The sequence below is a fragment of the Streptomyces sp. NPDC005483 genome (genome assembly GCF_040606035.1).
Classification (GTDB): Bacteria; Actinomycetota; Actinomycetes; order Streptomycetales; family Streptomycetaceae; genus Streptomyces.
In genome coordinates this window covers 1-21,713 of record NZ_JBEXEA010000031.1, presented here as the reverse complement: position 1 = coordinate 21,713, position 21,713 = coordinate 1, and the positions used below count along the sequence as shown (strand labels likewise).

The window sequence follows — 21,713 nt, the reverse complement described above, 5'->3', positions numbered from 1 at the left end:
CCGAGAAGAGGTCGACCATGACCCCAACCCAGACCGAGGTGCCGCCGCGCCGCGGCACCCCCGAGGACGCGGCGCCCACGCCCGTCATATCCGTACGCGGGCTGTGGAAGGTGTTCGGGCCGAAGGCGGACCAGGTACCGGACTCCGAGGAGCTGCGCGGCCTCACCCGCCGCGAACTCATGGACCGCACCGGCTGTACCGCCGCCGTGCGGGACGTCAGCTTCGACGTCGCGCCCGGCGAGGTCTTCGTCGTCATGGGACTGTCCGGCTCCGGCAAGTCCACCCTGGTGCGCTGTCTGACCCGCCTGATCGAACCCACCGCCGGTGAGATCGTCTTCGAGGGCGAGGACATCCGGGACGCCGACGAACGGCGGCTGCGGGAACTGCGGCGCAGCAAGTTCTCCATGGTCTTCCAGCACTTCGGTCTGCTGCCCCACCGCCGCGTCGTCGACAACGTGGCGTTCGGCCTGGAGATCCGCGGCATGGGCCGGGCCGAGCGCACCAGGCGGGCGCTGGAGGTCGTCGAACTCGTGGGCCTCGCGGGCTACGAGAACTCCTACCCCGACCAGCTCTCCGGCGGCATGCAGCAACGCGTGGGCCTGGCCAGGGCGTTGGCCGGAGATCCGGACGTCCTTCTGTTCGACGAGCCGTTCTCGGCGCTCGACCCGCTGATCCGCCGTGACATGCAGAACGAGGTCATCCGGCTGCACCACGAGGTCGGCAAGACGATGGTGTTCATCACCCACGACCTCTCCGAGGCGCTGAAGCTCGGCGACCGCATCCTCATCATGCGCGACGGCAAGACGGTCCAGTGCGGCACCGGCGACGAACTCGTCGGCGCCCCCGCCGACGACTACGTACGCGACTTCGTGAAGGACGTGCCGCGTGGCGATGTGCTGACGCTGCGCTGGATCATGCGCCCGGCCACCCCTGAAGACCCCCTGGACGGACCGGAGTTGGGCCCCGACGTCGTGGTGAAGGAGGCCACCCGGGCGGTGCTCGCGGCCGACAAGCCCGTCAAGGTCGTCGAGAACGGCAAGCTGATCGGCATCGTCGGCGACGAGGAGATCCTCGCGGTGGTCGCCGGGCAGGAAGGCGACGCGTGATGACCGTCGCCATCGAGAAACCCGGGAAGCCGGGGCGGACGGAGCAGGCCGAACCGCCTCCGGCCGCGGCCCCCGTACGCAGGATCAGCCGGTCCATGGTGGTCGCCGCGATCCTGGTCGTCTGGCTCGTCCTGTTCGCCGTACTGCGCGGAAGGCAGACCCTGTCGCTGGCCGCGGCCGACCTCACCGATCTGCACCGCTGGCTCAACGACGTCAACGACTCCATCGGCGCCAACCGCAACTCCAACCCGCTGTTCCTGTACTTCTTCAACGAGATCCGGCTGGTCATCGACAACCTGGTGACCTTCGTCCAGGACCTCATCTCCCAGCCGTCCGGTGACCGCCCGCTCCCGCAGATCGGCTGGCTCGGCGTGGTCGGCCTCGCCGGCTATGTCTCCTGGGCGGTGGCCAACTGGCGGGTCGCGCTGCTGGCCGTGGCCGGCTTCACCTTCCTCGGGCTCCAGGGCCTGTGGCAGGAGAGCATGGACACCCTGGCCCTGACCCTCTCCGCGGTCCTGGTGGCGCTGCTGTTCGCCATCCCGCTGGGCGTCTGGGCGGGCCTGTCCTCACGCGGCAACCGGATCGTCACTCCGTTCCTGGACTTCATGCAGACGATGCCGACCTTCGTCTACCTGGCGCCGCTGACCCTGTTCTTCCTGATCGGCGGGGCCTCCGCCACCATCACCACCGTCATCTACGCGGCACCGCCGGCCATCCGCATCTCCGCGCACGCCATCCGTTCCGTGCCCGCGACGACGGTCGAGGCCGCCGCCTCCATGGGAGCCACCCGCAGACAGTCGTTGCTGAAGGTCCTGCTGCCGATGTCCAAGCGGACCGTGGTGATGGGCGTCAACCAGACCATCATGGCCGCCCTGGCCATGGTGACCATCGCGGCCCTCATCGACGCCCCCGGGCTCGGCAAGACCGTCGTACAGGCCCTGCAGTCCCTCGACGTGGGTACGGCCTTCAACGCGGGCCTCGCCATCGTCGTCATGGCGATCGTCCTGGACCGGGTCACCACCGCGGCGAGCGGACGCGCGGAGGCCGCCCGGCGGTCCGGCAACCCGCTGCTCAAGTGGCGGCGGCACCTGCTGGCCGCCGGGGGAGTGGTGGCGGCCGTACTCGTGTATCTGTCGCACACCTACGTGTGGGCGGCCGAGTTCCCCGGCGAGGGCACCACCGGCAGCAACATCGCCAAGGCCGCCGACGACGTGACCACCTGGGCGCAGGACAACCTGTCGGGGCTGACCAACGGCTTCCGCGACGCCCTCACCAACGGCCTGCTCAACCCCTTCCAGACGCTGCTCACCGACTCCCCGTGGTGGCTCGTCGGCGCCGCCCTGATCGGGATCGCCGTGGTGCTGGGCGGCTGGCGCGCCGGGATCACCACCGCCGTGTGCGTGGGACTCCTGGTCGCCACCGGCCTGTGGTCGGACAGCATGACCACGATGGCCTCGACCATGGTGGCGACCGTGCTGGTCATGCTGCTGGGCATGGTCTTCGGGGTGTGGATGGGGCGCAGCGCCCTGGTGGACCGGCTGGTGCGGCCCACCCTCGACGCCGCCCAGGTCATGCCGCCGTTCGTCTATCTCGTGCCGTTCCTCGCCCTGTTCGGCGCGACCCGGTTCACGGCCATCGTCGCCGCGATCGTCTACGCGGCACCGGTCGCCATCAAGATCATCGCCGACGGGGTGCGGACCGTGCCCGCGACCACCGTCGAGGCGGCCACCTCCACCGGGTGCAACACGTGGCAGATCATCACCAAGGTCCAGCTGCCGATGGCCCGCGGCGCCCTGACACTCGCGACCAACCAGGGCCTCATCTACGTGCTGTCCATGGTCGTCGTCGGCGGCCTGGTGGGCGCGGGCGCACTCGGCTACGACGTGGTGGCCGGCTTCTCGCAGGGACAGCTGTACGGCAAGGGCCTGGCGGCCGGGCTCGCCATCGTCCTGCTCGGCGTCATGTTCGACCGGATCACTCAGGCTGCGGCTCGCCGCACCAGCGCATAAGGAGCACCACACCATGGCAAGACACTGGCGGGCCGGCGCGGCCGGCATGGCCGTCCTCGGCCTCACCCTCACCGCCTGCGGTGGCGCGAAGGTCGGTGACTCCTCGGAGGCCGGCGGTTCGGGCAGCTCCGGCAAGTGCGGCACCTTCAACCTCGCGGTCAACCCGTGGGTGGGCTACGAGGCCGACGCGGCGGTCGTCGCGTACGTCGCCGAGCACGACCTGAAATGCAAGGTCACCAAGAAGGACCTCAAGGAGGAGATCGCCTGGCAGGGCTTCGGCACCGGTGAGGTCGACGCCGTCCTGGAGAACTGGGGCCACGACGACCTGAAGAAGAAGTACATCACCCAGCAGAAGACCGCCGTGGAGTCCGGCTCGACCGGCAACAAGGGCATCATCGGCTGGTACGTACCGCCGTGGCTGGCCAAGGCCCACCCGGACATCACCGACTGGAAGAACCTCAACAAGTACGCCGCGAAGTTCAAGACCTCGGAGTCCGGCGGCAAAGGCCAGCTCCTGGACGGCGACCCGTCGTACGTCACCAACGACGAGGCGCTGGTGAAGAACCTGAAGCTGGACTTCAAGGTGGTGTACGCGGGCAGTGAGACCGCGCTGATCCAGGCGTACCGCAACGCCGAGAAGAACAAGCAGTGGGTCATCGGCTACTTCTACGAGCCGCAGTGGTTCCTGTCCGAGGTGCCGCTCGTCAAGGTCGACCTGCCCGCGTACAAGACGGGCTGCGACGCGGACCCGGCCAAGGTCGCGTGCGACTACCCGGTGTACGACCTCGACAAGATAGTCAGCGCGAAGTTCGCCAAGTCGGGCAGCCCGGCCTACGACCTGGTGAAGAAGTTCAACTGGACCAACGACGACCAGAACACCGTGGCCAAGTACATCGCGGTGGACAAGATGACGCCGGACGCGGCGGCCAAGAAGTGGGTCGACGCCAACCGCGCCAAGGTGGACGCCTGGGTCAAGTAGGCGGTCGGGTAATCCGGTCCGACAAGCCCGGTGGGCGGTGCGTGTGGGTGCGCGCCGCCCACCGGGCGTTGCCGTTCCCGGGGCCGTTCCCCCGGCTGTTCTTCCACGTCACACGGCCCCTTGACACCCACCCGCACGGCGGGCACATTGAGTTGCGCAGACTGAATCGTGTTGCGTACAAAGCAACTTAACCGGAGGTGCGGCGATGGCGGGACCCCGAGTGGTCATCATCGGAGCGGGCGTCGTCGGCGCGGCACTCGCCGACGAGATCTCCGCACGCGGCTGGACCGAGGTGACCGTGGTCGACCAGGGCCCGCTCCCGGCCACCGGGGGATCGTCCTCGCACGCCCCCGGCCTCGTCTTCCAGGCCAACCCCTCCAAGACCATGACCGAGCTGGCCCGCTACACGGTCGAGAAGTTCTGCTCCCTCGACGTCGACGGACAGCCCTGCTTCCTCCAGGTCGGCGGCCTGGAGGTGGCGACCACGCCCGAGCGCGTCACCGAACTCCACCGCCGCCAGGGCTGGCTCACCTCCTGGGGCGTCGAGTCGCGGATCCTCACCGCCGACGAGTGCGTCGAGAAGCACCCCCTGGTCAACCGCGACCGGGTCCTCGCCGGCCTGCACATCCCGACCGACGGCCTCGCCAAGGCCGTCCTCGCCGTCGAGGCGCAGATCCGCCGCGCCACCGAGCGCGGTGTGACCTTCCTGGCCCGCCACGAGGTCCTCGACGTCCTCCAGGCCGACGGCGAGGTGACGGGCGTCCGCACCGACCAGGGCGACCTTCAGGCCGACATCGTCGTGTGCTGCGCCGGCATCTGGGGCCCGCGCATCGCTCGCATGGCGGGCATGAACCTCCCGCTCACCCCGCTCGGCCACCAGCTCGCCTGGACCGGCCCGGTCCCAGCGCTCGCCGGCCAGGCGGAGGAGGCGGTGCGCCCGATCCTGCGCCACCAGGACGCCGACCTCTACTACCGCGACCGCTACGACACCCTCGGCATCGGCTACTACGGCCACCGCCCCATGCCCATCACCGCCGACGAGATCCTCTCCGTCGACGAGGCCGACGCGATGCCGTCGGTCCTGAAGTTCACCGAGGACGACTTCGCGGACGCCTGGACCGAGACGCAGTCACTGCTCCCCGCCACCCGCGAGGCCAAGGTCGAGGAGGGCATCAACGGCCTGTTCTCCTTCACCACCGACGGCCTGCCGCTCCTCGGTGAGTCCCCGGACGTCAAGGGCTTCTGGGTCGCCGAGGCCGTCTGGGTCACCCACTCCGCCGGTGTCGGACGGGCCGTCGCCGAGTGGCTGGTCGACGGCCACTGCTCCTCGTTCGACCTGCACGAATGCGACGTCAACCGTTTCGAGCCGCACCAGCTCTCCCCGGAGTACGTCCTGGCCCGCGACTGCCAGAACTTCGTAGAGGTCTACGACATCCTGCACCCGCTGGAGCCGTCCGGTGACCCGCGCCCGATCCGCACCAGCCCCTTCCACACGCGCCAACAGGAGCTGGGCGCCTTCTTCCTGGAGGCGAACGGCTGGGAGCGCCCGCAGTGGTACGAGGCCAACGCGGGCCTGGTCGAGGGCCGTTCGATCGTCACCCCCAACGACTGGGCCGCGCGGTACTGGTCGCCGATCGTCGGCGCGGAGGCCCAGACCACCCGCGAAACCGTCGCGATGTACGACATGACGGCCCTCAAGCGCCTCGAGGTGAGCGGGCGGGGAGCCGCCGACTTCCTGGAGCGGCTGTGCACCGGCAAGGTCGCCAAGTCCGTCGGCTCGGTGACGTACACCCTGCTCCTGGACCACGACGGCGGCATCCGCAGCGACGTCACCGTCGCCCGGCTGGCCCCGGACCTCTTCCAGGTCGGCGCCAACGGCAACCTCGACCTCGACTGGTTCACCCGCCACCTCCCCGCCGACGGCACGGTCCAGGTCCGTGACATCACCCCCGGCACCTGCTGCATCGGCCTGTGGGGACCGCTCGCCCGGGACGTCCTCCAGCCGCTCACCGAAGAGGACTTCTCGGCCGCGGGCCTGAAGTACTTCCGCGCCAAGCGCGCCCACATCGGATCCGTCCCGGTGACGGCCATGCGCCTGTCGTACGTCGGTGAGCTCGGCTGGGAGCTGTACACCACGGCCGACCTGGGCCAGAAGCTGTGGGACACGCTGTGGCGGGCAGCCCGGCCGCTGGGCGGGATCGCCGCCGGGCGGGGCGCCTTCAACAGCCTCCGCCTGGAGAAGGGCTACCGCTCCTTCGGCACCGACATGACCTACGAGCACGACCCCTACGAGGCCGGGGTCGGATTCGCCGTCAGGGCCGACAAGGAGGACTTCGTCGGCAAGGCGGCGCTGGAGCGGCGCGGGGCCGACGTGCGGCGGAAGCTGACCTGCCTGACCATCGAGGACCCGCGGGCCGTGGTCATGGGCAAGGAGCCGGTGTACGACGGACAGCGCGCGGTCGGCTACGTGACCAGCGCCGCCTTCGGCTACACGATCGGCAAGGGCATCGCGTACGCCTGGCTGCCGGCGGAGCTCGCGGTGACCGGCCGTGCGCTGCACATCGGTTACTTCGACCAGCGGGTCGAGGCGGTCGTGGCCGAGGAGCCGCTGTTCGACCCGACGATGTCCCGGCTTCGGGGTTAGGAGGGGCCGCCGCCCTAGCGCAGCGGCCCTCAGCCCACGTAGCCGAGCCGGTGGCTGAGTTCGTCGGCGCCCTCGACCAGTACCGGTGCCAGTTCGTGCATCCGCTCCTCGGTGAGACGGAAGGCGGGGCCCGAGGCGGTGAGGGCGGCGACGACCTTGCCGTCGCCGGCACGCACCGGCGCCGCCATGGCGTTGAGGCCCTCCTCGTACTCCTCCACCGTCATGGCGTAACCCTGCTCGCGCACCCGGACCAGCTCCGCCTCCAGCTTCTGCCGGGAGGTCAGGGTGCGGGCCGTCATCCGTTCGAGCCCGGCCGCGGCGACGAGTTCGTCCCGGCGCTTGTCGGTGAGATGGGCGAGCAGGACCTTGCCGCTCGACGTGCAGTGCATCGGCGTCAGCCGGCCGACCCAGTTCTGCGCGGTGATGGCGGACCGGCCGCGCACCTGGTCGAGGTTGATCACATGGTGGGACTCCAGGACCGCGATGTTCATCGTCTCGCCCAGTTTGTCGGCGAGGCGCTCGCAGATCCCGCGGCCGTACTTGGTGACGTCGATGCGCCCCGTGACCGCGCCGGCCAGCCGCACGATGCCGAAGCCGAGGCGGTACTTGCCGCGCTCGCCCTCCTGCTCCACCATCCCGTGCGCCTCCAGCGCGCCGAGCAGACGGAACGCGGTGGACTTGTGGACGTCGATCGCCTCGGCCACTTCACTGACGCCTGCCTCGCCGCGCTGGGCGAGGATCTCCAGCACGGTGACAGCCCGGTCGACGGACTGCACCCCGCCGCCGGACGTGCCACCGGACTCGGTGCCGTTGCTGCTCATGGCGGAACCCTATGCGAACAGGTCAACACCGGTCAGCGGAAGACCACCGTGCGATGACCGTTGATCATGACGCGGCTCTGACTGTGCCACTCCACGGCCCTCGCGAGGACCTGCGCCTCGACGTCCCGCCCCAGGGTGACCAGACTCTCGGCGCTCTGGGCGTGGTTCACGCGGATGACGTCCTGCTCGATGATGGGCCCCTCGTCGAGGTCCGGGGTGACGTAGTGGGCCGTGGCCCCGACGAGCTTCACACCTCGCTCGTGCGCCTGGACGTAGGGCCGCGCGCCCTTGAAGCTCGGCAGGAACGAGTGGTGGATGTTGATGGCCCGGCCCTCGAGCTGCTTGCACAGGTCGTTCGAGAGGATCTGCATGTAGCGGGCGAGGACGACGAGGTCGATGTCCAGCCGGTCGACCAGGTCGAGCAGCCGCGCCTCCGCGTCCGCCTTCGTCTCCGGGGTCACCGGGAGGTGGTGGAAGGGGATGCCGTAGCTCTCGGCGAGCGGGGCGAAGTCCTGGTGGTTGGAGACGATCGCCGGCACCTCGATGCCGAGCGCGCCGGTGCGCTGCCGGAAGAGCAGGTCGTTCAGGCAGTGGCCGAACTTCGACACCATGATCAGGGTGCGGGTGGGCGTGGCCGCGTTCCGCAGCTGCCAGGTGATCCGGTACGCCTCGGCGACCGGCGCGAAGCCGGAGCGCAGCTCCTCCAGGGTGGTGCTCGGGTCCGAGACGTCGAAGTGGACGCGCATGAAGAAGCGGTCCTGGAGCCGGTCGTCGAACTGCTGGCTCTCCTGGATGTTCCCGGAGTGCCGGACCAGGAAGCCGGTGACGGCGTGGACGAGGCCGGAGCGGTCCGGGCAGGACAGGGTGAGGACGAACTCGCGGTCGGGTTGCGGTCGAAGAGACACGGAGTCCTCCCGGTGGCTGCGCATTACGCAACAGTGTGACTGATACGCAACATGGTCCCGGCTGGGGCGGCTCTCGGTCAAGGGCTCACCGCAGAAGCGGCCCGTGATCCGGTGGGCGTCAACGGACGGCCCGCCCCCGGCAAAGGCAGGGGCAAGATGTGCCGCCCCTCCCGGCTCGATGACCATCTGGCAACGCGGAGTTCACTCATGTGCCGCCGAGGCGCGCCAGGGTGCGGTCGTCGTCAGCCAGGGAGGGCATCATGACCGCACAGCCGGGTCCGGGTACGTCGGACGGGTCGACGCAGGCTTCCGAGGGGGTCAGCCGGCGCCACGCGCTGGGCCTGTTCGGTACGGCGGGGGCGGGCGCCGCCGTCACCCCGTTGCTCGGGGCGGGAACGGCCCAGGCCGCCCCGGCGCTTCATCTCACCACGGACTCCTCCGGCGCACCCCCGGTCCAGGGGCTGCACCTGACCTTCGGCGCGGACCCGCGCACCCAGATGACGGTCTCATGGCTCACCGACCGCCCGGTGACCAGACCGGTGGTGCGCTACGGAACCCTGGAGCATGGCTTCGGCTCCAGCGCGGAGGCCCGGACCGTCACCTACCTCGACGGCACGTCCAGCCGCACCGTGTACGTCCACCACGCCCGGCTGGAGCGGCTGAGGCCGGGCACCGAGTACATCTACCTCGCCACGCACGAGGGGGCCACGCCCGACAGCGGTACGTTCCGCACCGCGCCGCGCGGACGAAGGCCGTTCACCTTCACCAGCTTCGGCGACCAGTCCGCACCGCAGGTGACCTGGGCGGCGGGCGGCACCCCGGCGCTGGACGCCAACTCCACCCCCGCGACCAAGGACATCGTCACCGGCGTCGAGCAGGTGGCCCCGCTCTTCCACCTCCTCAACGGCGACCTGTGCTACGCCAACCTCGACGTCGACCGCGTGCGCACCTGGAACAACTTCTTCACCAACAACACCCGTTCGGCGCGCTTCCGCCCCTGGATGCCGGCGGCCGGCAACCACGAGATCGAGAAGGCCAACGGCCCGCTCGGACTCGGCGCCTACCAGACCTACTTCGACCTCCCCTCCACCGAGACGGACACCGAACTCGCGAACCTGTGGTACGCGTTCACGGTCGGCTCGGTCCGCGTGATCGTCCTCCAGAACGACGACAACTGCCTCCAGGACGGCGGCGACCACTACATCAGCGGCTACTCCGGAGGCCGCCAACTCGCCTTCCTGGAAAGGGAACTGAAGGCGGCGCGGTCCTCCCACGACATCGACTGGGTGGTCGTGGCGATGCACCAGGTCATGATCAGCTCCTCCGACGCCAACGGCGCCGACCTGGGCCTGCGCCAGAAGTACGGCCCCCTGTTCGACAGGTACGGCGTGGACCTGGTCCTGTGCGGCCACGAGCACAACTACGAGCGCTCACTGGCCGTCCGCGGAGTCGTCACCGGCAGCGAGACGCTCACCCCGAACCCGGTCTCCGCGGCCACGGACTCCATCGACACCGGCCTCGGCACCGTCCACATGATCCTCGGTGGCGGAGGTGTCTCGGGCACCACCAACCAGAACTTCTTCAAGGACGGCACCGCCAAGGTGATCACCTCGGTGTCGGCGACGGCCGGCGCCAACGGCAAGCGGACGTCCACGTACACCAAGGAGCAGGCCGTCTGGACGGGGGTCCGGGACATCGAGCACCCCTACGGCTTCGCCGCCTTCACCGTCGACCCCGGACGGCACGCCGGCGACACCACCCGGATGCACGTGACCTACTACAACGTGAACAAGCCGGGGGGCGAACTGTCGGTCTTCGAGACGTTCACGCTGCACCGCCGCCGCTCCGACGGCCAGGGCGAGTAGCCGCGTCTCACCGCAGGACGGACGGGGCGCCGGCCCAGCGGCGCAGGGCGGCTTCGAGACCGCTGACATCGGCGGTGCCGGGGCCGGTGTCAGCGGTGCCGTCGGACGCCCAGGCGACGACACCGTCCGGGCGTACCAGCACCCCGGTCGGCGTGCCGGGCTCGTCGCGCAGGCTGCTCACGCGCCCCTCCCAGCCCACGGCGAGCTGGGCGAACGCGCCGTCCGCGGTGCGGTCGAGCAGCAGGAACCCGCCGCCGTGGCCGTGGTCGGCCAGCCGGGAGCCGTCCCGCAGCCACAGGTCGGGGACGAACCGGCCGACCAGCGGATGGCCGCCCGGCAGGTCGAGGCGCTGGGTGACCCCGGAGATCTTCTTGACCGCGTACGTCGTGCCGTCCCGGGTGCTCAGCAGATCGGCGACGATCGCCCGCAGCGCACCCGACTTGGCGTCCCCGCGCAGCACCCCGATCTGGGCCCGCGTCCAGTCCAGCACCCAGGCGCCGAGGGGCCGGCGCTCCGCGTCGTAGGTGTCGAGCAGCCCTTCGGGCGCCCATCCGGCGAGCACGGCACCGAGCTTCCAGCCGAGGTTCGTGGCGTCGCCGACGCCGAGGTTCAGTCCCTGGCCGCCGAACGGCGGGTGCACGTGCGCGGCGTCACCGGCCAGCAGCACCCGCCCCGACCGGTAGGCCGCGGCCTGACGGGTGTTGTCGGTCCAGCGGGTCGGCGTGGCGCGCAGCGCGGTGAGCGTGACCTCGGTGCCCGAGATCCGGCGCAGACTGGCCTGCACCGCCTCCAGGGTGACGGGGGTCGAGCGGTCGGCGGGAGGGCTGTCGAACTCCAGGGTGGCCACCCGTCCCGGCTGCGGCCCGTAGCGGTACGCCCCCCGGGCCGACCATGTCCATCCGTCGGTGAGCATCGAGGGGTCGGCGATGTCGACGACCGCCTGGTAGCCGGTGAGTTCGGGGTCGGTGCCGGGGAAGCCGATGCCCGCGAGGCGGCGCACGGTGCTGTGCCCGCCGTCGCAGCCGACCAGCCACCGGGTGCGCACCGGCCCCGCGGTGGTGCCGACGAGTACGCCCTCGCCGGTGTCGTCGAGCGCGGTGACCTCCACCCCGCGCTGCACCGTGACGCCGAGGCGTGCGGCATGGCCGGCGAGGAGCGCCTCCAGCTGTGGCTGCGGCACCATCCGCGCCCCGGCGGCGGCGGTGTGTGCGGCGAGGTCGGGATCGGACCAGTCCACGAGGTCGGGGTCGAGGGCCATGCCGGCGAAGTGCCCGGTGAACCGTGCCTCGGGTGCACGCCCGCCCCCTCCGGCCGCCGGGGCGAAGGACCCCACCCGCTCGAGGGTCTGCCGCTGCACCTGTTCGGCGGCGGGCAGCAGACCGCGGCGGTCGAGTGCCTCGGCCGTCGGCACGTTGACGGACTGCGCTTTCAACGCCGGGTCCGGCTCGGCCCGGCGTTCGAGTATCTGCACCGACGCCCCGGAGAGGGTCAGCTCCGCGGCGAGCACGAGGCCCACCGGCCCGGCTCCCACCACGGTCACGTCCACGTCCTGCTTCAGGTCATGTGTCACGAACGATGTTCTATGATGGAACAGTGTTCGTGTCAAGTTATGATGTTCCGGTGAACCCGAGAGAGCGACGCGCGGCCCGTCACCGGCCGCCGAATCCCGAGACCGGCACCGACCCCAGGCCGCGGCGCCGCACGGTCCCGATCACCGTGGAGCAGGTCGTCGACACCGCTCTGGGCCTCATCGCCACCGAGGGCTACGAGGCCCTGACCATGCGCCGACTGGCCGGCGCACTCGAGACCGGGCCCGCCTCGCTCTACGCCCACGTCGTCAACAAGGCGGACCTCGACGAACTGCTCATCGGACGGCTGTGCTCCGAACTCGTCCTGCCCGAACCCGACCCCGCGGCCTGGCGGGAGCAGATCCGGAGTGTGTGCGCACAGATCCGCGACCAGTACCTGAAATACCCCGGTATCTCCCGCGCCGCGCTCGCCATGGCCCCCACCGACCTCGAGATCGTCCGGGTCAGCGAGGGGATGCTGGGCATCCTGCTCGCCGGCGGTGTCGCCCCGCAGTCCGCCGCCTGGGCCGTCGACGCCCTCCTGCTGTACGTGGCCGCGTACACCCTCGAGACGTCGATCGCGCGCCGGCGGTCGGCACACGAGGATTCCGAGTGGGTCCTCGACCGCGACGAACTGCTGCGCCGGTTCACCGCCCTGCCCGCCGAGAGCTTCCCCCACACCACCCGCCACGCCGCCGAACTCACGGCCGGCGAGGGCCACGACCGGTTCGACTTCACCCTCGGCCTGATGATCTACGGCCTCGCACACGGGTGACCGGGCTGGGCCGGAGATCATCCTGGCCGTGCTGCCCCGGGTGGCGGTTCGGCGCGGCGGGTGTCGAACGGCCGTTATGGGGCCGGGGGAGCCCTCGGCCTTCCTCGACCACGACGGTGACCGCGGCAGACTCACATACCCCGTCCCAACCACCCGTAGTGGCAAGTGAGTTGAGGGACCACCTCGTCAGCTCCTCCTCGGCGCCACCGCCCCGCCGAGCAGCCCGCGCGTGATCGGCGTCAGGCGCCGAACCTTGTCGCCCGAGCGTGAGCGACCCCCGCTCGCCCCCGCCGCCCCCTTCCCGATCCTGCGCGAACCCTTGACACGTCCCGGCCGACTGCGTAGATATGACTGCGCAGTCATAGAGGGCGGACAAGCCCCCGACCGACCGCACTGGCTAGGATCTGAGCCGCCGGACATCGGGAGACGTCAATGACGCCAGTGGGAGGACAGGGCGCGAGCCCTGGCGCGGCCCGTGCCGTGGATGTGGCCCGGCTGGCCGGCGTCTCGCAGAAGACCGTCTCCCGGGTGTTCAACGGCGAGCGGTACGTGTCCGAGGACGTGCGCGGGCGAGTGCTCCGAGCCGCGGAGGAACTCGGTTACCGGCTGAACGGCGCCGCCCGGGCCCTGGCCTCGGGACGCACCCGTTCGATCGGCGTGGTCACCCTCGGCACCGCCCTGTACGGACCCGCCTCCCTGCTCATCGGCATCGAGCGGGCCGCCCGGGACGCGGGATACGCGCTCCGGGTCGTCAACACGCTGGAGGGTGATCCGGCGGGCGTCGCCGGGGCCGCGGAGTCACTCCTCGAACAGGGCGTGGACGGCATCGTCCTGTCCGAACCGATCGACGAGGGTTCGGTGTCGCTCAGCGTCGACGTCCCGGTCCTGGTCCTCGGGGCGCCCGCCGCCTTCGGCGGTCCACGAGCCGTGGCCGCGGGCGTCGGCGCCGAGTCACTGGCCCGAGCCGCCACCGAACACCTGCTGGACCTCGGTCACATGACGGTCCATCACCTGGCCGGTCCGCAAAGGTGGTTCGCCGCCCGGGACCGTCTCCAGGGCTGGCGGGCGGCGCTCGCGGCCCGCGACAGGAGACAGCCGCCCGTCATCGAGGGCGACTGGTCGGCCACCTCCGGCTACACGGCGGGCCACGAACTCGCCGCCGCCGGTGACGTCACCGCGGTGTTCGCCGCCAACGACGACATGGCCGTCGGCCTGATCCGCGCCCTCCTGGAAGCGGGACTGCGCGTGCCGGAGGACGTGAGTGTCGTCGGCTTCGACGACATCCCCGTCTCCGCCTACGTCACCCCGCCACTGACCACCGTGCGCCAGCCCTTCGACGCCGTCGCCCACGAAGGCCTCCGGCTCCTGGTGCAGGCCATCGAAAAACCGGATGCCGAGCCGGCACCGGCGGGCGACCCACCGGTCGAGCTCGTCGTACGCGCCTCGACGGCACCCCCGCCGACGGGCGGACGGCGTCCGGCCTCCGGCTCGCGCGACTCGGCGCACGCGCCCCCGGCCACCACCGACTGACCGACGCCTCCCGCCCGGGAGGCAGCCACTCCAGTACGACGTCGACAGGACTGGCGGCTCGTCCGGTAGCCCACCGCGGCGGAGGGACCGGCGGCGCCTCACGACGCCGCCGGTCCGGCATCACCTCACCGCACCTCCCGCGCGTACGGCGCCACGGCGATCCGGTCGATCAGCGGCGCGTACCGGGAGCGCAGCAGCACTCCGGGGAACGTGTCCGAGGCGTACGTCGTGCCGTCGAAGTTCGGCAGCTCCTCGGAGCGGAAGGCGATCGTGTTCTTCCCCTTCTTCAGGGTGACCGGCACGGTCAGCTCCCAGAAGTTGTTCTCGTGGAAGGTGTGCGGGAAGCCGACCCGCTGGATCGCGCCGCCGTTGACGGAGAGGTCCGCGTGTCGGGCGAGCGGGTCCGGGTTGTAGTGGGTGGCCTCGGACTGCTCGGGGTTGGAGTACCGGATGCGCAGCGCGTACAGGCCGGCCTTGTCCGCGGTGACCGTGAACGTGGCGGTGTTGCCGTTGCCCGGGTCGCCGCCGACACCGGTGATCGCCGTACCGTCGGTGGCGAGTGACAGCGGGGTGAGCGTGGCCGAGCCCGCGAGTACCGCGTCCTGTGCCTCGTAGGTACGCGTCTTGAGCGCGCCCTCGGTCGGCGTGACCGTGAGACGGTCGACGAGGGTCGTGGACGAACCGCCCGTCACCGTCACCTTGTTGACGCCGCCGGAGAGGGAGATCGCGACGCGGCTGCGGTCCTTGGCCAGGCGCAGGACGTCGTGTCCGTTGACGGTGAGCCGGGCGCCGCTGCCGCCGAGGGTGTCGACGTCGAGGGTTGCCTCACGGTCGGCGGGGGAGTAGACCCAGAACGTGGCGCTCTGGCCCTTGGTGAGCCGGGCCCCGCCCGACCCCGAGCCCGGCACGTTGTAGACGGCCTGTGCTCCACCGCCCAGCCAGGCCAACTCACCTTCGTACACCTGCGTGTTGGCCGAGGCGCTCGGCAGGGACAGGGTGAGGCGGTCGACGATCGCGTCACCCTTCGTGACCCGCTTGCCGTCGAGGCTCTTGGCGGCGAGCGTCAGGGTGTGCTTGCCCTTGGTGAGCTTCACCTTGGTGTCGGTGTGGTCCCACACCACCCACTTGTAGCCGAGCGGCATGTACAGCTCCTGCTCGCCGGCGGCCTGGCCGTCCACGCGCAGGAAGACATTGGTGGGGCCCTGCTCCTTCACCTTGTCGAAGGTGTTGAGGGAGTTGGCGAAGACGCTCAGGTCGTACGTGCCGTCCTCGGGCACGTCCACGGGGAAGTCGAGCGTGACGTCCGAGCCGGTGCGCAGCCCGCCCACGTCGTAGCCGCCGGAGGTGTAGAACTTCGACACGTCGGAGGTGGAGCCCTCCGGGCCGTTCTTCGAGTAGCCGGACCCGGTGTGCGCGGCGTCCTCCGCCTCGTAGGAACCCTGCCAACGCACCGGCGGGGACTGGGTCTTCGCCGCCTTGCCCGCCGGGCTGAGGACGATCTCGTACGCCGAGGACTCCTTCAGCTTCGGCAGCGCGCCGTCACCGAAGTCGACCGTGACCGAGCCGTCGTCCGCGACCTTCAGGTTCGTCTCGGTGAGCAGCTTGGGGCCGGAGTTGTCGCCGACCTGTCCGCTCCACTCGATCTCCCGCACCCAGGCGTGCACGTTCTTCCCGAAGAGCTTCTTCGGGACGCCCGCGAAGGTGATGTGCCCCTTGCCGGTGGAGCCACCGAAGAGCAGCCGGGCCTGCTTCTTCTTCTGGTCCAGCGTGGCCACACCCTGCATCGTGTAGTTCTCGCCCGGGAACGGCGGGGTCACGGTCACGGTGTGCCCGCTCATCGAGGCGTACGAATTGAGCAGCCACCACTGGCCGTTGCCGCGGTTCGACTGCACCGCGGAGTCGGAGAGGTTGCCGTCGATGTTCCAGTAGGCGATGTCGGCGTCCACCTTGGACTCCTCGATCGCGGAGACCCACTGGATCATCTGGCCGGGGACGGAGGTGTGGTAGTTGAAGGCGTACTCGTTGATGTTGACGGGCAGTTGGGTGCCCTCACGAGAGGTCCCCTTGAACAGGTCCTTCTCCCACACCCGGTACTTGGCGACGCTCGCGCGCACCGCCTCCGGGTGGCTCAGCTCGTGCCAGGTGATCACGTCCGGGAGGGTGCCAGCGGCCAGGGCGTGGGTGAGGAAGCCCTTCACCTGGTCGTAGAGGACGCTGGTGTTGGGGCCGGCGATCCGGGCGTCGGGCATCTTGCCCTTGATGAGCTGGTACGCGGAGTCCCAGGCGGCGAAGTAGTCGTCCGGGTCGTTCAGCCAGCTGACCTTGTCGTAGCTCCACTCACCGGTGCCGAACATGTTGCCCTCGGGCTCGTTGAACGGCACGAAGACGATGTTGTCCTGGTACTGCTTCGGCAGCTTGAGGACCTGGTCGACCTGCTTGGCGATCTTCTCCTCGTAGAGCTTGAGCTTCTCCTGCGGGGTGCTGCCGGGCCACTCGTACGGGAAGCCGCGGTGGATGTCGGTCATGTAGATGTACACATCGCCGTCGGTGGAGTCGGCGAGCGGCTTCACCACGTCCAGCGCGTCGGCACCGGGGTGCTGCGGGCCGTCCTGGGCCTTGGTGGAGACCGTGCGCAGGCCCATGCCCTCGATCAGGTTGTTGGTGGGGACGTCCGGTCCGTACACGCCGTAGAGGGTGCCGGAGGCGCCGCCGTGGAACGCGCCGGTGTCCGAGCCGAGATCGACGGTGAGCTGTCCTTCGCGGACCACGGTGACGTTCGCCTTCACGCCGCGTCCGGCCGCCGTGCCGGCCACCGTGAAGGTCCCGGGCTGGGCGTACTTCTCGGGCGGCACCGCGTCCCAGACGACGGGTGTGTCGCGGTCGTAGCCGTCGGAGAAGGTGGAGCGGACGGTGGCCGGGAGGGTCGGGGCGGTCCCGTCGGTCGTACGGACGTCGAAGGAGGTCTGCGACAGGTCCTGGAGGGTCGGCACGGTCCCGACCAGGCCGGCCACCTGCTCGGCACTGAGCGCCGAGTGCCACACGGCGAAGTCGTCGACGGCGCCCTTGAGCAGCGGGTCGGGGTAGAGGGACTTGCCTATGTAGCCCGCGGCGGTCGCCGAACCGCTCAGCAGATCCTTGGCCTTGATGGCGGTCGCGGCGGAGGACACCGCCACCCCGTCGAGGTAGGTGGTGAGCCGGCCCGCGGAGGTGTCGAGGGTGACGGTGACCGTCCGCCACGCGTCCGCGGGCAGCGGCGCGTAGCCGCGGATCTGGTTCTCCGCGCCGCCTCCGCCGGTGGTCACGGAGGTCTGGAACAGCCCGTTGCCGTTGTACGGGGTGCTGAAGAGGTACCTGCTGGTGTCGGTGCCCAGATCGAAGATCCGTTGCCAGGACGACTTGTCGCCGCTCCACTTCACCACGGCGGAGACGGTCAGGTCGCTCGCGTCGCCGACCACTTCGCGGGGCAGTCGGACGTAGGCACCGTCGGAGGTGGGGGCCCCGCCGGGCAGGGCCAGTGCCTTGCCGCCGTCCGGGCCCGCCACGGACTGGGCCGTCGCGGCGTTCACCAGGCTCGCCGTCAGACCGTTGCCGGAACTGTCCGTGATCCTTCCGGAGGCCAGGTCGTCCTGGTCGAACGTGTAGCGGGCGGCGGGCCCGGGCGTCTCGACCGCGTGCGCGGGCACGGCGGGCGCGGCCAGCAGGCCCGCGCCGAGGGCCAGCGCCATGGAGGCCGGCGCCCGGCGGCGCGTGGATCTGTCAGCGGATGACATGGATACGTCCTCAATCGTCGAGTAACGGGTGCGGGTCGGACCGCCTCAGGTCGCCGTCGAACCGATTCGATCCAGGCGGGTGCAGGGGGAGGTGGTGTGTGTAGGGGAGGGGGGCGGGGCGGCTCTGCGGCGGCGCGCGGCGAGAGAGCCGCGATGGGCGACCGCGCCGAACCGGTTCGGCGAAGCTAGCACCGGGACATCCGGCCAGCAATCCCTTCGACACAGGGATCTCGCTTCCCTCTCGGGCCTCGTCAAGGATTACGGCAGGGGTATTGACAGGTGTCCGGGCAGTTTCTACGTTCAGTCCACGCGAACCGGTTCGACAGCCGGTCGCCCGTCCCAAGGAGTCGCCGTGAACATCGGTGAGATCGCCCGGCGGGCCGGTGTCTCGCGCAGCACCGTGTCCTACGCGCTGAGCGGCAAGCGCCCCGTGTCCGAGGACACGCGCCGGAAGATCCAGCGGATCGTCGACGAACTGGGCTACCAGCCCAGCGCCAGTGCGCGAGCCCTGGCCAACGGCCGGACCAGCACCCTCGGTCTGGTCTTCCCGCCCGCCGGGAACCACTACACGGGCATGCAGCTGGACTTCATCGGCAGCGTGGTGGAGGCCGCCGCGGCCTACGACTACGACGTGCTGCTGTCGCCCAGCGGCGTCGACAGCGACCGTTCCTTCCAGCGGCTGCTGGGGGAGCGACGGGTCGACGGCGCGATCCTGATGGAGATCCGGCTGGAGGACGACCGGGCCGATCACCTGGCCGCGCTCGGCTTCCCCTCGGTGGCCATCGGCCGCACCGCCCATCCGGAGGACAGCTGGTACGTCGCCCTTGACCACACCGCGCTGGCAGCGGCCTGCGTCCATCACCTCGCGGACCTCGGCCACCGGCGGGTCGCCTTCGTCAACCGGCCCGAACAACTCCTGAGGACCGGCTACGAGTCCGCGCACCGCGGCCTGGACGGCTTCACCAAGGCCGCGGCCGAACGCGGGCTCACCGTCCGCACCTACTGCTGCGCGGACGACGCCGCCGCGGGCCAGGCCTGCCTGGAACGAATCCTGCACGACGACCCGGCCACCACGGCCCTGGTCACGCTGAACGAGGCCGCACTCGGCGGTCTCTACCGGGGGCTCGCCCACGCGGGCCGCCATGTACCGCGCGACTTCTCCGTCACCGGGGTCGTCGCCAACCGCTGGGCGGAGACCGTGACCCCGCAGCTCACCGCGGCGGACGTACCGGCGGCCGAGATGGGCCGGCTCGCCGTCGACCTGCTCGTGGAGCGGCTGGACCACGCCGACGCGCCGCCCCGGCAGCACCTCCTCATCCCACCGATCTCGCTGCGGGCCAGCACCGGGCCCGCGGGGGTCCCGCAGACCTGATCAGTCGTCCCGAGCACCCGTCCCACCGCTTCCCGCCCGAACACCCGGTACCCGACGGCGTGTTCGCGGTGCCCTTTTCTCCGCGCGACCCACCGCCGCGGCACCCGCATGCCACAAACCGAAGGAACCTGCCATGAACAGCTTCTCCAGACGACGCCGTCCGACCGCCGCGGTCCTGATCTCCCTGGCCGTCGCCACCGCCGTCACCGCCTGCGGCTCAGGCTCCGGCAGCAGCGGCTCCGAGGGCGCCGACAGCAAGACGTACACCGTCTGGGACCCCTACCCGCAGTTCGCCAAGGGCTCGGCGTGGACGAAGCTGCTGGACAAGTGCGGCACCCAGGCGGGCGTGAAGGTCAAGCGGACCGGCTTCGACACCAGCGACCTGACCAACAAGGCCCTGCTGGCAGCCCAGCAGGGCAACTCCCCGGACATCCTCATCGTCGACAACCCGGTCGTCTCGACCCTGGCCGAGGCGGGCGTGCTCACCACGACCGACGACAACAAGCTGGACACCTCGAAGGTCGATCCCAACCTCCTCGCGGCCGGTCAGTCGGGCGGCAAGACCTACGGCACCCCGATCGGCGCCAACACCCTGGCCCTCTACTACAACAAGAAGGTCCTGAAGGAAGCCGGCGTGGACATTGCCTCGGTCAAGGACTGGGCCTCGCTGACGGCGGCCCTGGAGAAGGTGAAGAAGGCCGGCAAGAAAGGCATCACGTTCTCCGCGATCGGCACCGAGGAGGGCAGCTTCCAGTTCCTGCCCTGGTTCTGGGGCGCGGATGCCAAGCTGACCCAACTCGACTCCGCCCAGGGCGTGTCGGCGCTCTCCCTCTGGAAGAACTGGCTGGGGAGCGGTTACGCCCCCAACTCGGTGATCAACAACACCCAGACGACCAGCTGGCAGGAGTTCGCCACCGGCGACTACGCCTTCGCGGAGAACGGCACCTGGCAGCTCGCCAACGCCAAGAAGGCCGGCTTCGAGTACGGCGTGCTCCCGATCCCCGGCGCCTCCGGCGGCAGCGCGGCCGCACCGACCGGCGGCGAGTTCGTCACCCTCCCGGTCCAGGACGACACCGGCCGCTACACCACCGCCCAGAAGCTGGCGACCTGCCTGACCAGCACGCAGAACCTGTACGACACCGACACCACCCTGTCCTACGTCGCCCCCACCACCGAGGTCCAGGACAAGCAGGTGGCCGCGAACGCCGAGCTGAAGCCGTGGGTCGACGCGGTCAAGGCCGCCAAGGGACGCACCAGTGACGACCTGGGCACCAAGTACCCCAAGATCTCCGAGCAGATGTGGAAGGCCGTCCAGTCCGCACTCAGCGGCTCCAAGTCCCCGAAGGACGCGATGGCCGACGCGCAGTCCGCCGTCAAGTGAGCACACCACAGGGCCAGTTGATGAGCCAGACGACACAAGTACCGCGCCCGCGAGAGGACTTTGAAGGCGCCGCCCCCGAGGAGCGGCGCCGCCGTCCCGCCTCCCCGCAGTGGGCCGCCTGGGCGTTCCTCGCCCCGGTCACTCTCTACCTCGCTCTCTTCTACGCCTATCCCCTGTACCGCAACCTTGATCTGAGCCTGCGCAATTACACGGTGCGCTCGTTCGTGCGGGGCGATGCGCCGTTCACGGGCCTGGCGAACTACCGGAAGGTCTTCGAGGACCCGACCTTCGCCCCGGCCCTGTGGCACACCGCCGTCTTCACTGCCGTGTGCCTGCTCTTCCAGTACGCGATCGGTCTGGCGCTGGCGGTCTTCTTCCACCAGAACTTCCGGCTCTCGGCCACCCTGCGGGCCCTGTTCCTGGTGCCGTGGCTGCTGCCGCTGATCGTGTCGGCCTCCACCTGGTCGTGGATGCTCAACAGCGATTCGGGCATCGTCAACGCCGTCCTGCACGCGGTGGGGATAGGGCCGGTGAACTGGCTGACCTCGCCGTCCTGGTCGCTCGCCTCGGTGATCATCGCGAACATCTGGATCGGCGTCCCCTTCAACCTGGTCGTCCTCTACAGCGGCCTGCAGTCCATTCCCGCCTCGCTGTACGAGGCCGCCGCCCTGGACGGGGCGAACGCCTGGCAGCGCTTTTGGCGGATCACCTTCCCGCTGCTGCGCCCGGTCTCCGCGATCACCCTGCTGCTGGGCCTGGTCTACACGCTCAAGGTCTTCGACATCATCTGGATCATGACCAAGGGCGGTCCCGCGGACTCCTCCACCACCTTCGCCACCTGGTCCTACCAGCTCGGCTTCGGCAACCTGCTGCCCGCCTTCGGCCCCGGCGCGGCCGTCGGCAACCTGCTGGTGGTCGCCGCCCTGGTCTTCGGACTGATCTACCTGAAGGTCCAGCGAAAGCAGGCCCTGTCATGAGCAAAGGCTTC

The 21,713-nt window shown here is 70.2% G+C and carries 14 protein-coding genes; 10 read left to right on the top strand and 4 right to left on the bottom strand.

Translation table 11 applies throughout. The annotated features are described in order from the left end of the window. Positions 1-17 precede the first annotated feature (17 nt). The 4 genes from ABZT06_RS39325 to ABZT06_RS39310 all read left to right on the top strand — a co-directional run bounded on the left by ABZT06_RS39325 (position 18) and on the right by ABZT06_RS39310 (position 6,738). The gene (locus ABZT06_RS39325; RefSeq protein WP_355752299.1) at positions 18-1,106 is read left to right on the top strand and encodes a glycine betaine/L-proline ABC transporter ATP-binding protein; all 1,089 of its coding nucleotides are present in this window, start codon (positions 18-20) and stop codon (positions 1,104-1,106) included. Further along, the gene (locus tag ABZT06_RS39320) at positions 1,106-3,115 is read left to right on the top strand and encodes an ABC transporter permease subunit (RefSeq protein WP_355752297.1); all 2,010 of its coding nucleotides are present in this window, start codon (positions 1,106-1,108) and stop codon (positions 3,113-3,115) included. The genes ABZT06_RS39325 and ABZT06_RS39320 overlap by 1 nt, the downstream gene beginning before the upstream one ends. A gap of 13 nt (positions 3,116-3,128) precedes the next feature. After that, entirely contained in the window at positions 3,129-4,094 is a 966-nt protein-coding gene (locus ABZT06_RS39315; protein ID WP_355752295.1) for an ABC transporter substrate-binding protein, read from the top strand. 205 nt (positions 4,095-4,299) lie between these two features. Then, a complete protein-coding gene (locus ABZT06_RS39310; protein WP_355752293.1) occupies positions 4,300-6,738 on the top strand; it encodes an FAD-dependent oxidoreductase in 2,439 nt (812 codons plus the stop codon). 29 nt (positions 6,739-6,767) lie between these two features. Here the strand turns inward: ABZT06_RS39310 and ABZT06_RS39305 are convergent, their stop codons facing one another. Both ABZT06_RS39305 and purU read right to left on the bottom strand, forming a co-directional pair. Beyond that, entirely contained in the window at positions 6,768-7,559 is a 792-nt protein-coding gene (locus ABZT06_RS39305) for an IclR family transcriptional regulator (protein WP_355752291.1), read from the bottom strand. A 32-nt stretch (positions 7,560-7,591) separates the two neighbouring features. Then, positions 7,592-8,464, bottom strand: a complete 873-nt coding sequence (gene purU / locus ABZT06_RS39300; RefSeq protein WP_355752289.1) for a formyltetrahydrofolate deformylase — start codon at positions 8,462-8,464, stop codon at positions 7,592-7,594. A 260-nt stretch (positions 8,465-8,724) separates the two neighbouring features. Between purU and ABZT06_RS39295 the strand changes: the two genes are divergently transcribed. Then, positions 8,725-10,329, top strand: coding sequence for a metallophosphoesterase family protein (locus ABZT06_RS39295; RefSeq protein ID WP_355752287.1), 1,605 nt, complete (start codon positions 8,725-8,727; stop codon positions 10,327-10,329). Between the two features lie 7 nt (positions 10,330-10,336). Here ABZT06_RS39295 and ABZT06_RS39290 read toward each other — a convergent pair whose 3' ends face one another. Then, positions 10,337-11,899, bottom strand: a complete 1,563-nt coding sequence (locus tag ABZT06_RS39290) for an FAD-dependent monooxygenase (protein ID WP_355752285.1) — start codon at positions 11,897-11,899, stop codon at positions 10,337-10,339. A 50-nt stretch (positions 11,900-11,949) separates the two neighbouring features. Between ABZT06_RS39290 and ABZT06_RS39285 the strand changes: the two genes are divergently transcribed. Together ABZT06_RS39285 and ABZT06_RS39280 are read left to right on the top strand one after the other, a co-directional pair. Further along, complete coding sequence (locus ABZT06_RS39285; protein ID WP_355752283.1) at positions 11,950-12,672, top strand: TetR/AcrR family transcriptional regulator C-terminal domain-containing protein; 723 nt, start codon at positions 11,950-11,952, stop codon at positions 12,670-12,672. Positions 12,673-13,104: 432 nt separating this feature from the next. Continuing rightward, the gene (locus tag ABZT06_RS39280) at positions 13,105-14,202 is read left to right on the top strand and encodes a LacI family DNA-binding transcriptional regulator (protein ID WP_355752281.1); all 1,098 of its coding nucleotides are present in this window, start codon (positions 13,105-13,107) and stop codon (positions 14,200-14,202) included. A 125-nt stretch (positions 14,203-14,327) separates the two neighbouring features. Here the strand turns inward: ABZT06_RS39280 and ABZT06_RS39275 are convergent, their stop codons facing one another. Then, entirely contained in the window at positions 14,328-17,927 is a 3,600-nt protein-coding gene (locus tag ABZT06_RS39275) for a LamG-like jellyroll fold domain-containing protein (protein ID WP_355752426.1), read from the bottom strand. Positions 17,928-18,324: 397 nt separating this feature from the next. Between ABZT06_RS39275 and ABZT06_RS39270 the strand changes: the two genes are divergently transcribed. The 3 genes from ABZT06_RS39270 to ABZT06_RS39260 all read left to right on the top strand — a co-directional run bounded on the left by ABZT06_RS39270 (position 18,325) and on the right by ABZT06_RS39260 (position 21,702). Beyond that, positions 18,325-19,344 carry a LacI family DNA-binding transcriptional regulator gene (locus tag ABZT06_RS39270; protein WP_355752279.1) on the top strand — a complete coding sequence of 340 codons (1,020 nt, stop codon included), beginning with the start codon at positions 18,325-18,327 and terminating at the stop codon, positions 19,342-19,344. A gap of 133 nt (positions 19,345-19,477) precedes the next feature. Next, the gene (locus tag ABZT06_RS39265) at positions 19,478-20,725 is read left to right on the top strand and encodes an extracellular solute-binding protein (protein ID WP_355752277.1); all 1,248 of its coding nucleotides are present in this window, start codon (positions 19,478-19,480) and stop codon (positions 20,723-20,725) included. Between the two features lie 20 nt (positions 20,726-20,745). Then, positions 20,746-21,702, top strand: coding sequence for a sugar ABC transporter permease (locus ABZT06_RS39260; RefSeq protein ID WP_355752275.1), 957 nt, complete (start codon positions 20,746-20,748; stop codon positions 21,700-21,702). Positions 21,703-21,713: the final 11 nt, after the last annotated feature.

Excerpts from the sequence above, each read along its gene's own strand:
- ABZT06_RS39325 (WP_355752299.1), top strand. The coding sequence starts at position 18 with ATGACCCCAACCCAGACCGAGGTGCCGCCGCGCCGCGGCACCCCCGAG.
- ABZT06_RS39320 (WP_355752297.1), top strand. The coding sequence starts at position 1,106 with ATGACCGTCGCCATCGAGAAACCCGGGAAGCCGGGGCGGACGGAGCAG.
- ABZT06_RS39315 (WP_355752295.1), top strand. The coding sequence starts at position 3,129 with ATGGCAAGACACTGGCGGGCCGGCGCGGCCGGCATGGCCGTCCTCGGC.
- ABZT06_RS39310 (WP_355752293.1), top strand. The coding sequence starts at position 4,300 with ATGGCGGGACCCCGAGTGGTCATCATCGGAGCGGGCGTCGTCGGCGCG.
- ABZT06_RS39305 (WP_355752291.1), bottom strand. The coding sequence starts at position 7,559 with ATGAGCAGCAACGGCACCGAGTCCGGTGGCACGTCCGGCGGCGGGGTG.
- ABZT06_RS39295 (WP_355752287.1), top strand. The coding sequence starts at position 8,725 with ATGACCGCACAGCCGGGTCCGGGTACGTCGGACGGGTCGACGCAGGCT.
- ABZT06_RS39280 (WP_355752281.1), top strand. The coding sequence starts at position 13,105 with ATGACGCCAGTGGGAGGACAGGGCGCGAGCCCTGGCGCGGCCCGTGCC.
- ABZT06_RS39275 (WP_355752426.1), bottom strand. The coding sequence starts at position 17,927 with ATGGCGCTGGCCCTCGGCGCGGGCCTGCTGGCCGCGCCCGCCGTGCCC.
- ABZT06_RS39265 (WP_355752277.1), top strand. The coding sequence starts at position 19,478 with ATGAACAGCTTCTCCAGACGACGCCGTCCGACCGCCGCGGTCCTGATC.
- ABZT06_RS39260 (WP_355752275.1), top strand. The coding sequence starts at position 20,746 with ATGAGCCAGACGACACAAGTACCGCGCCCGCGAGAGGACTTTGAAGGC.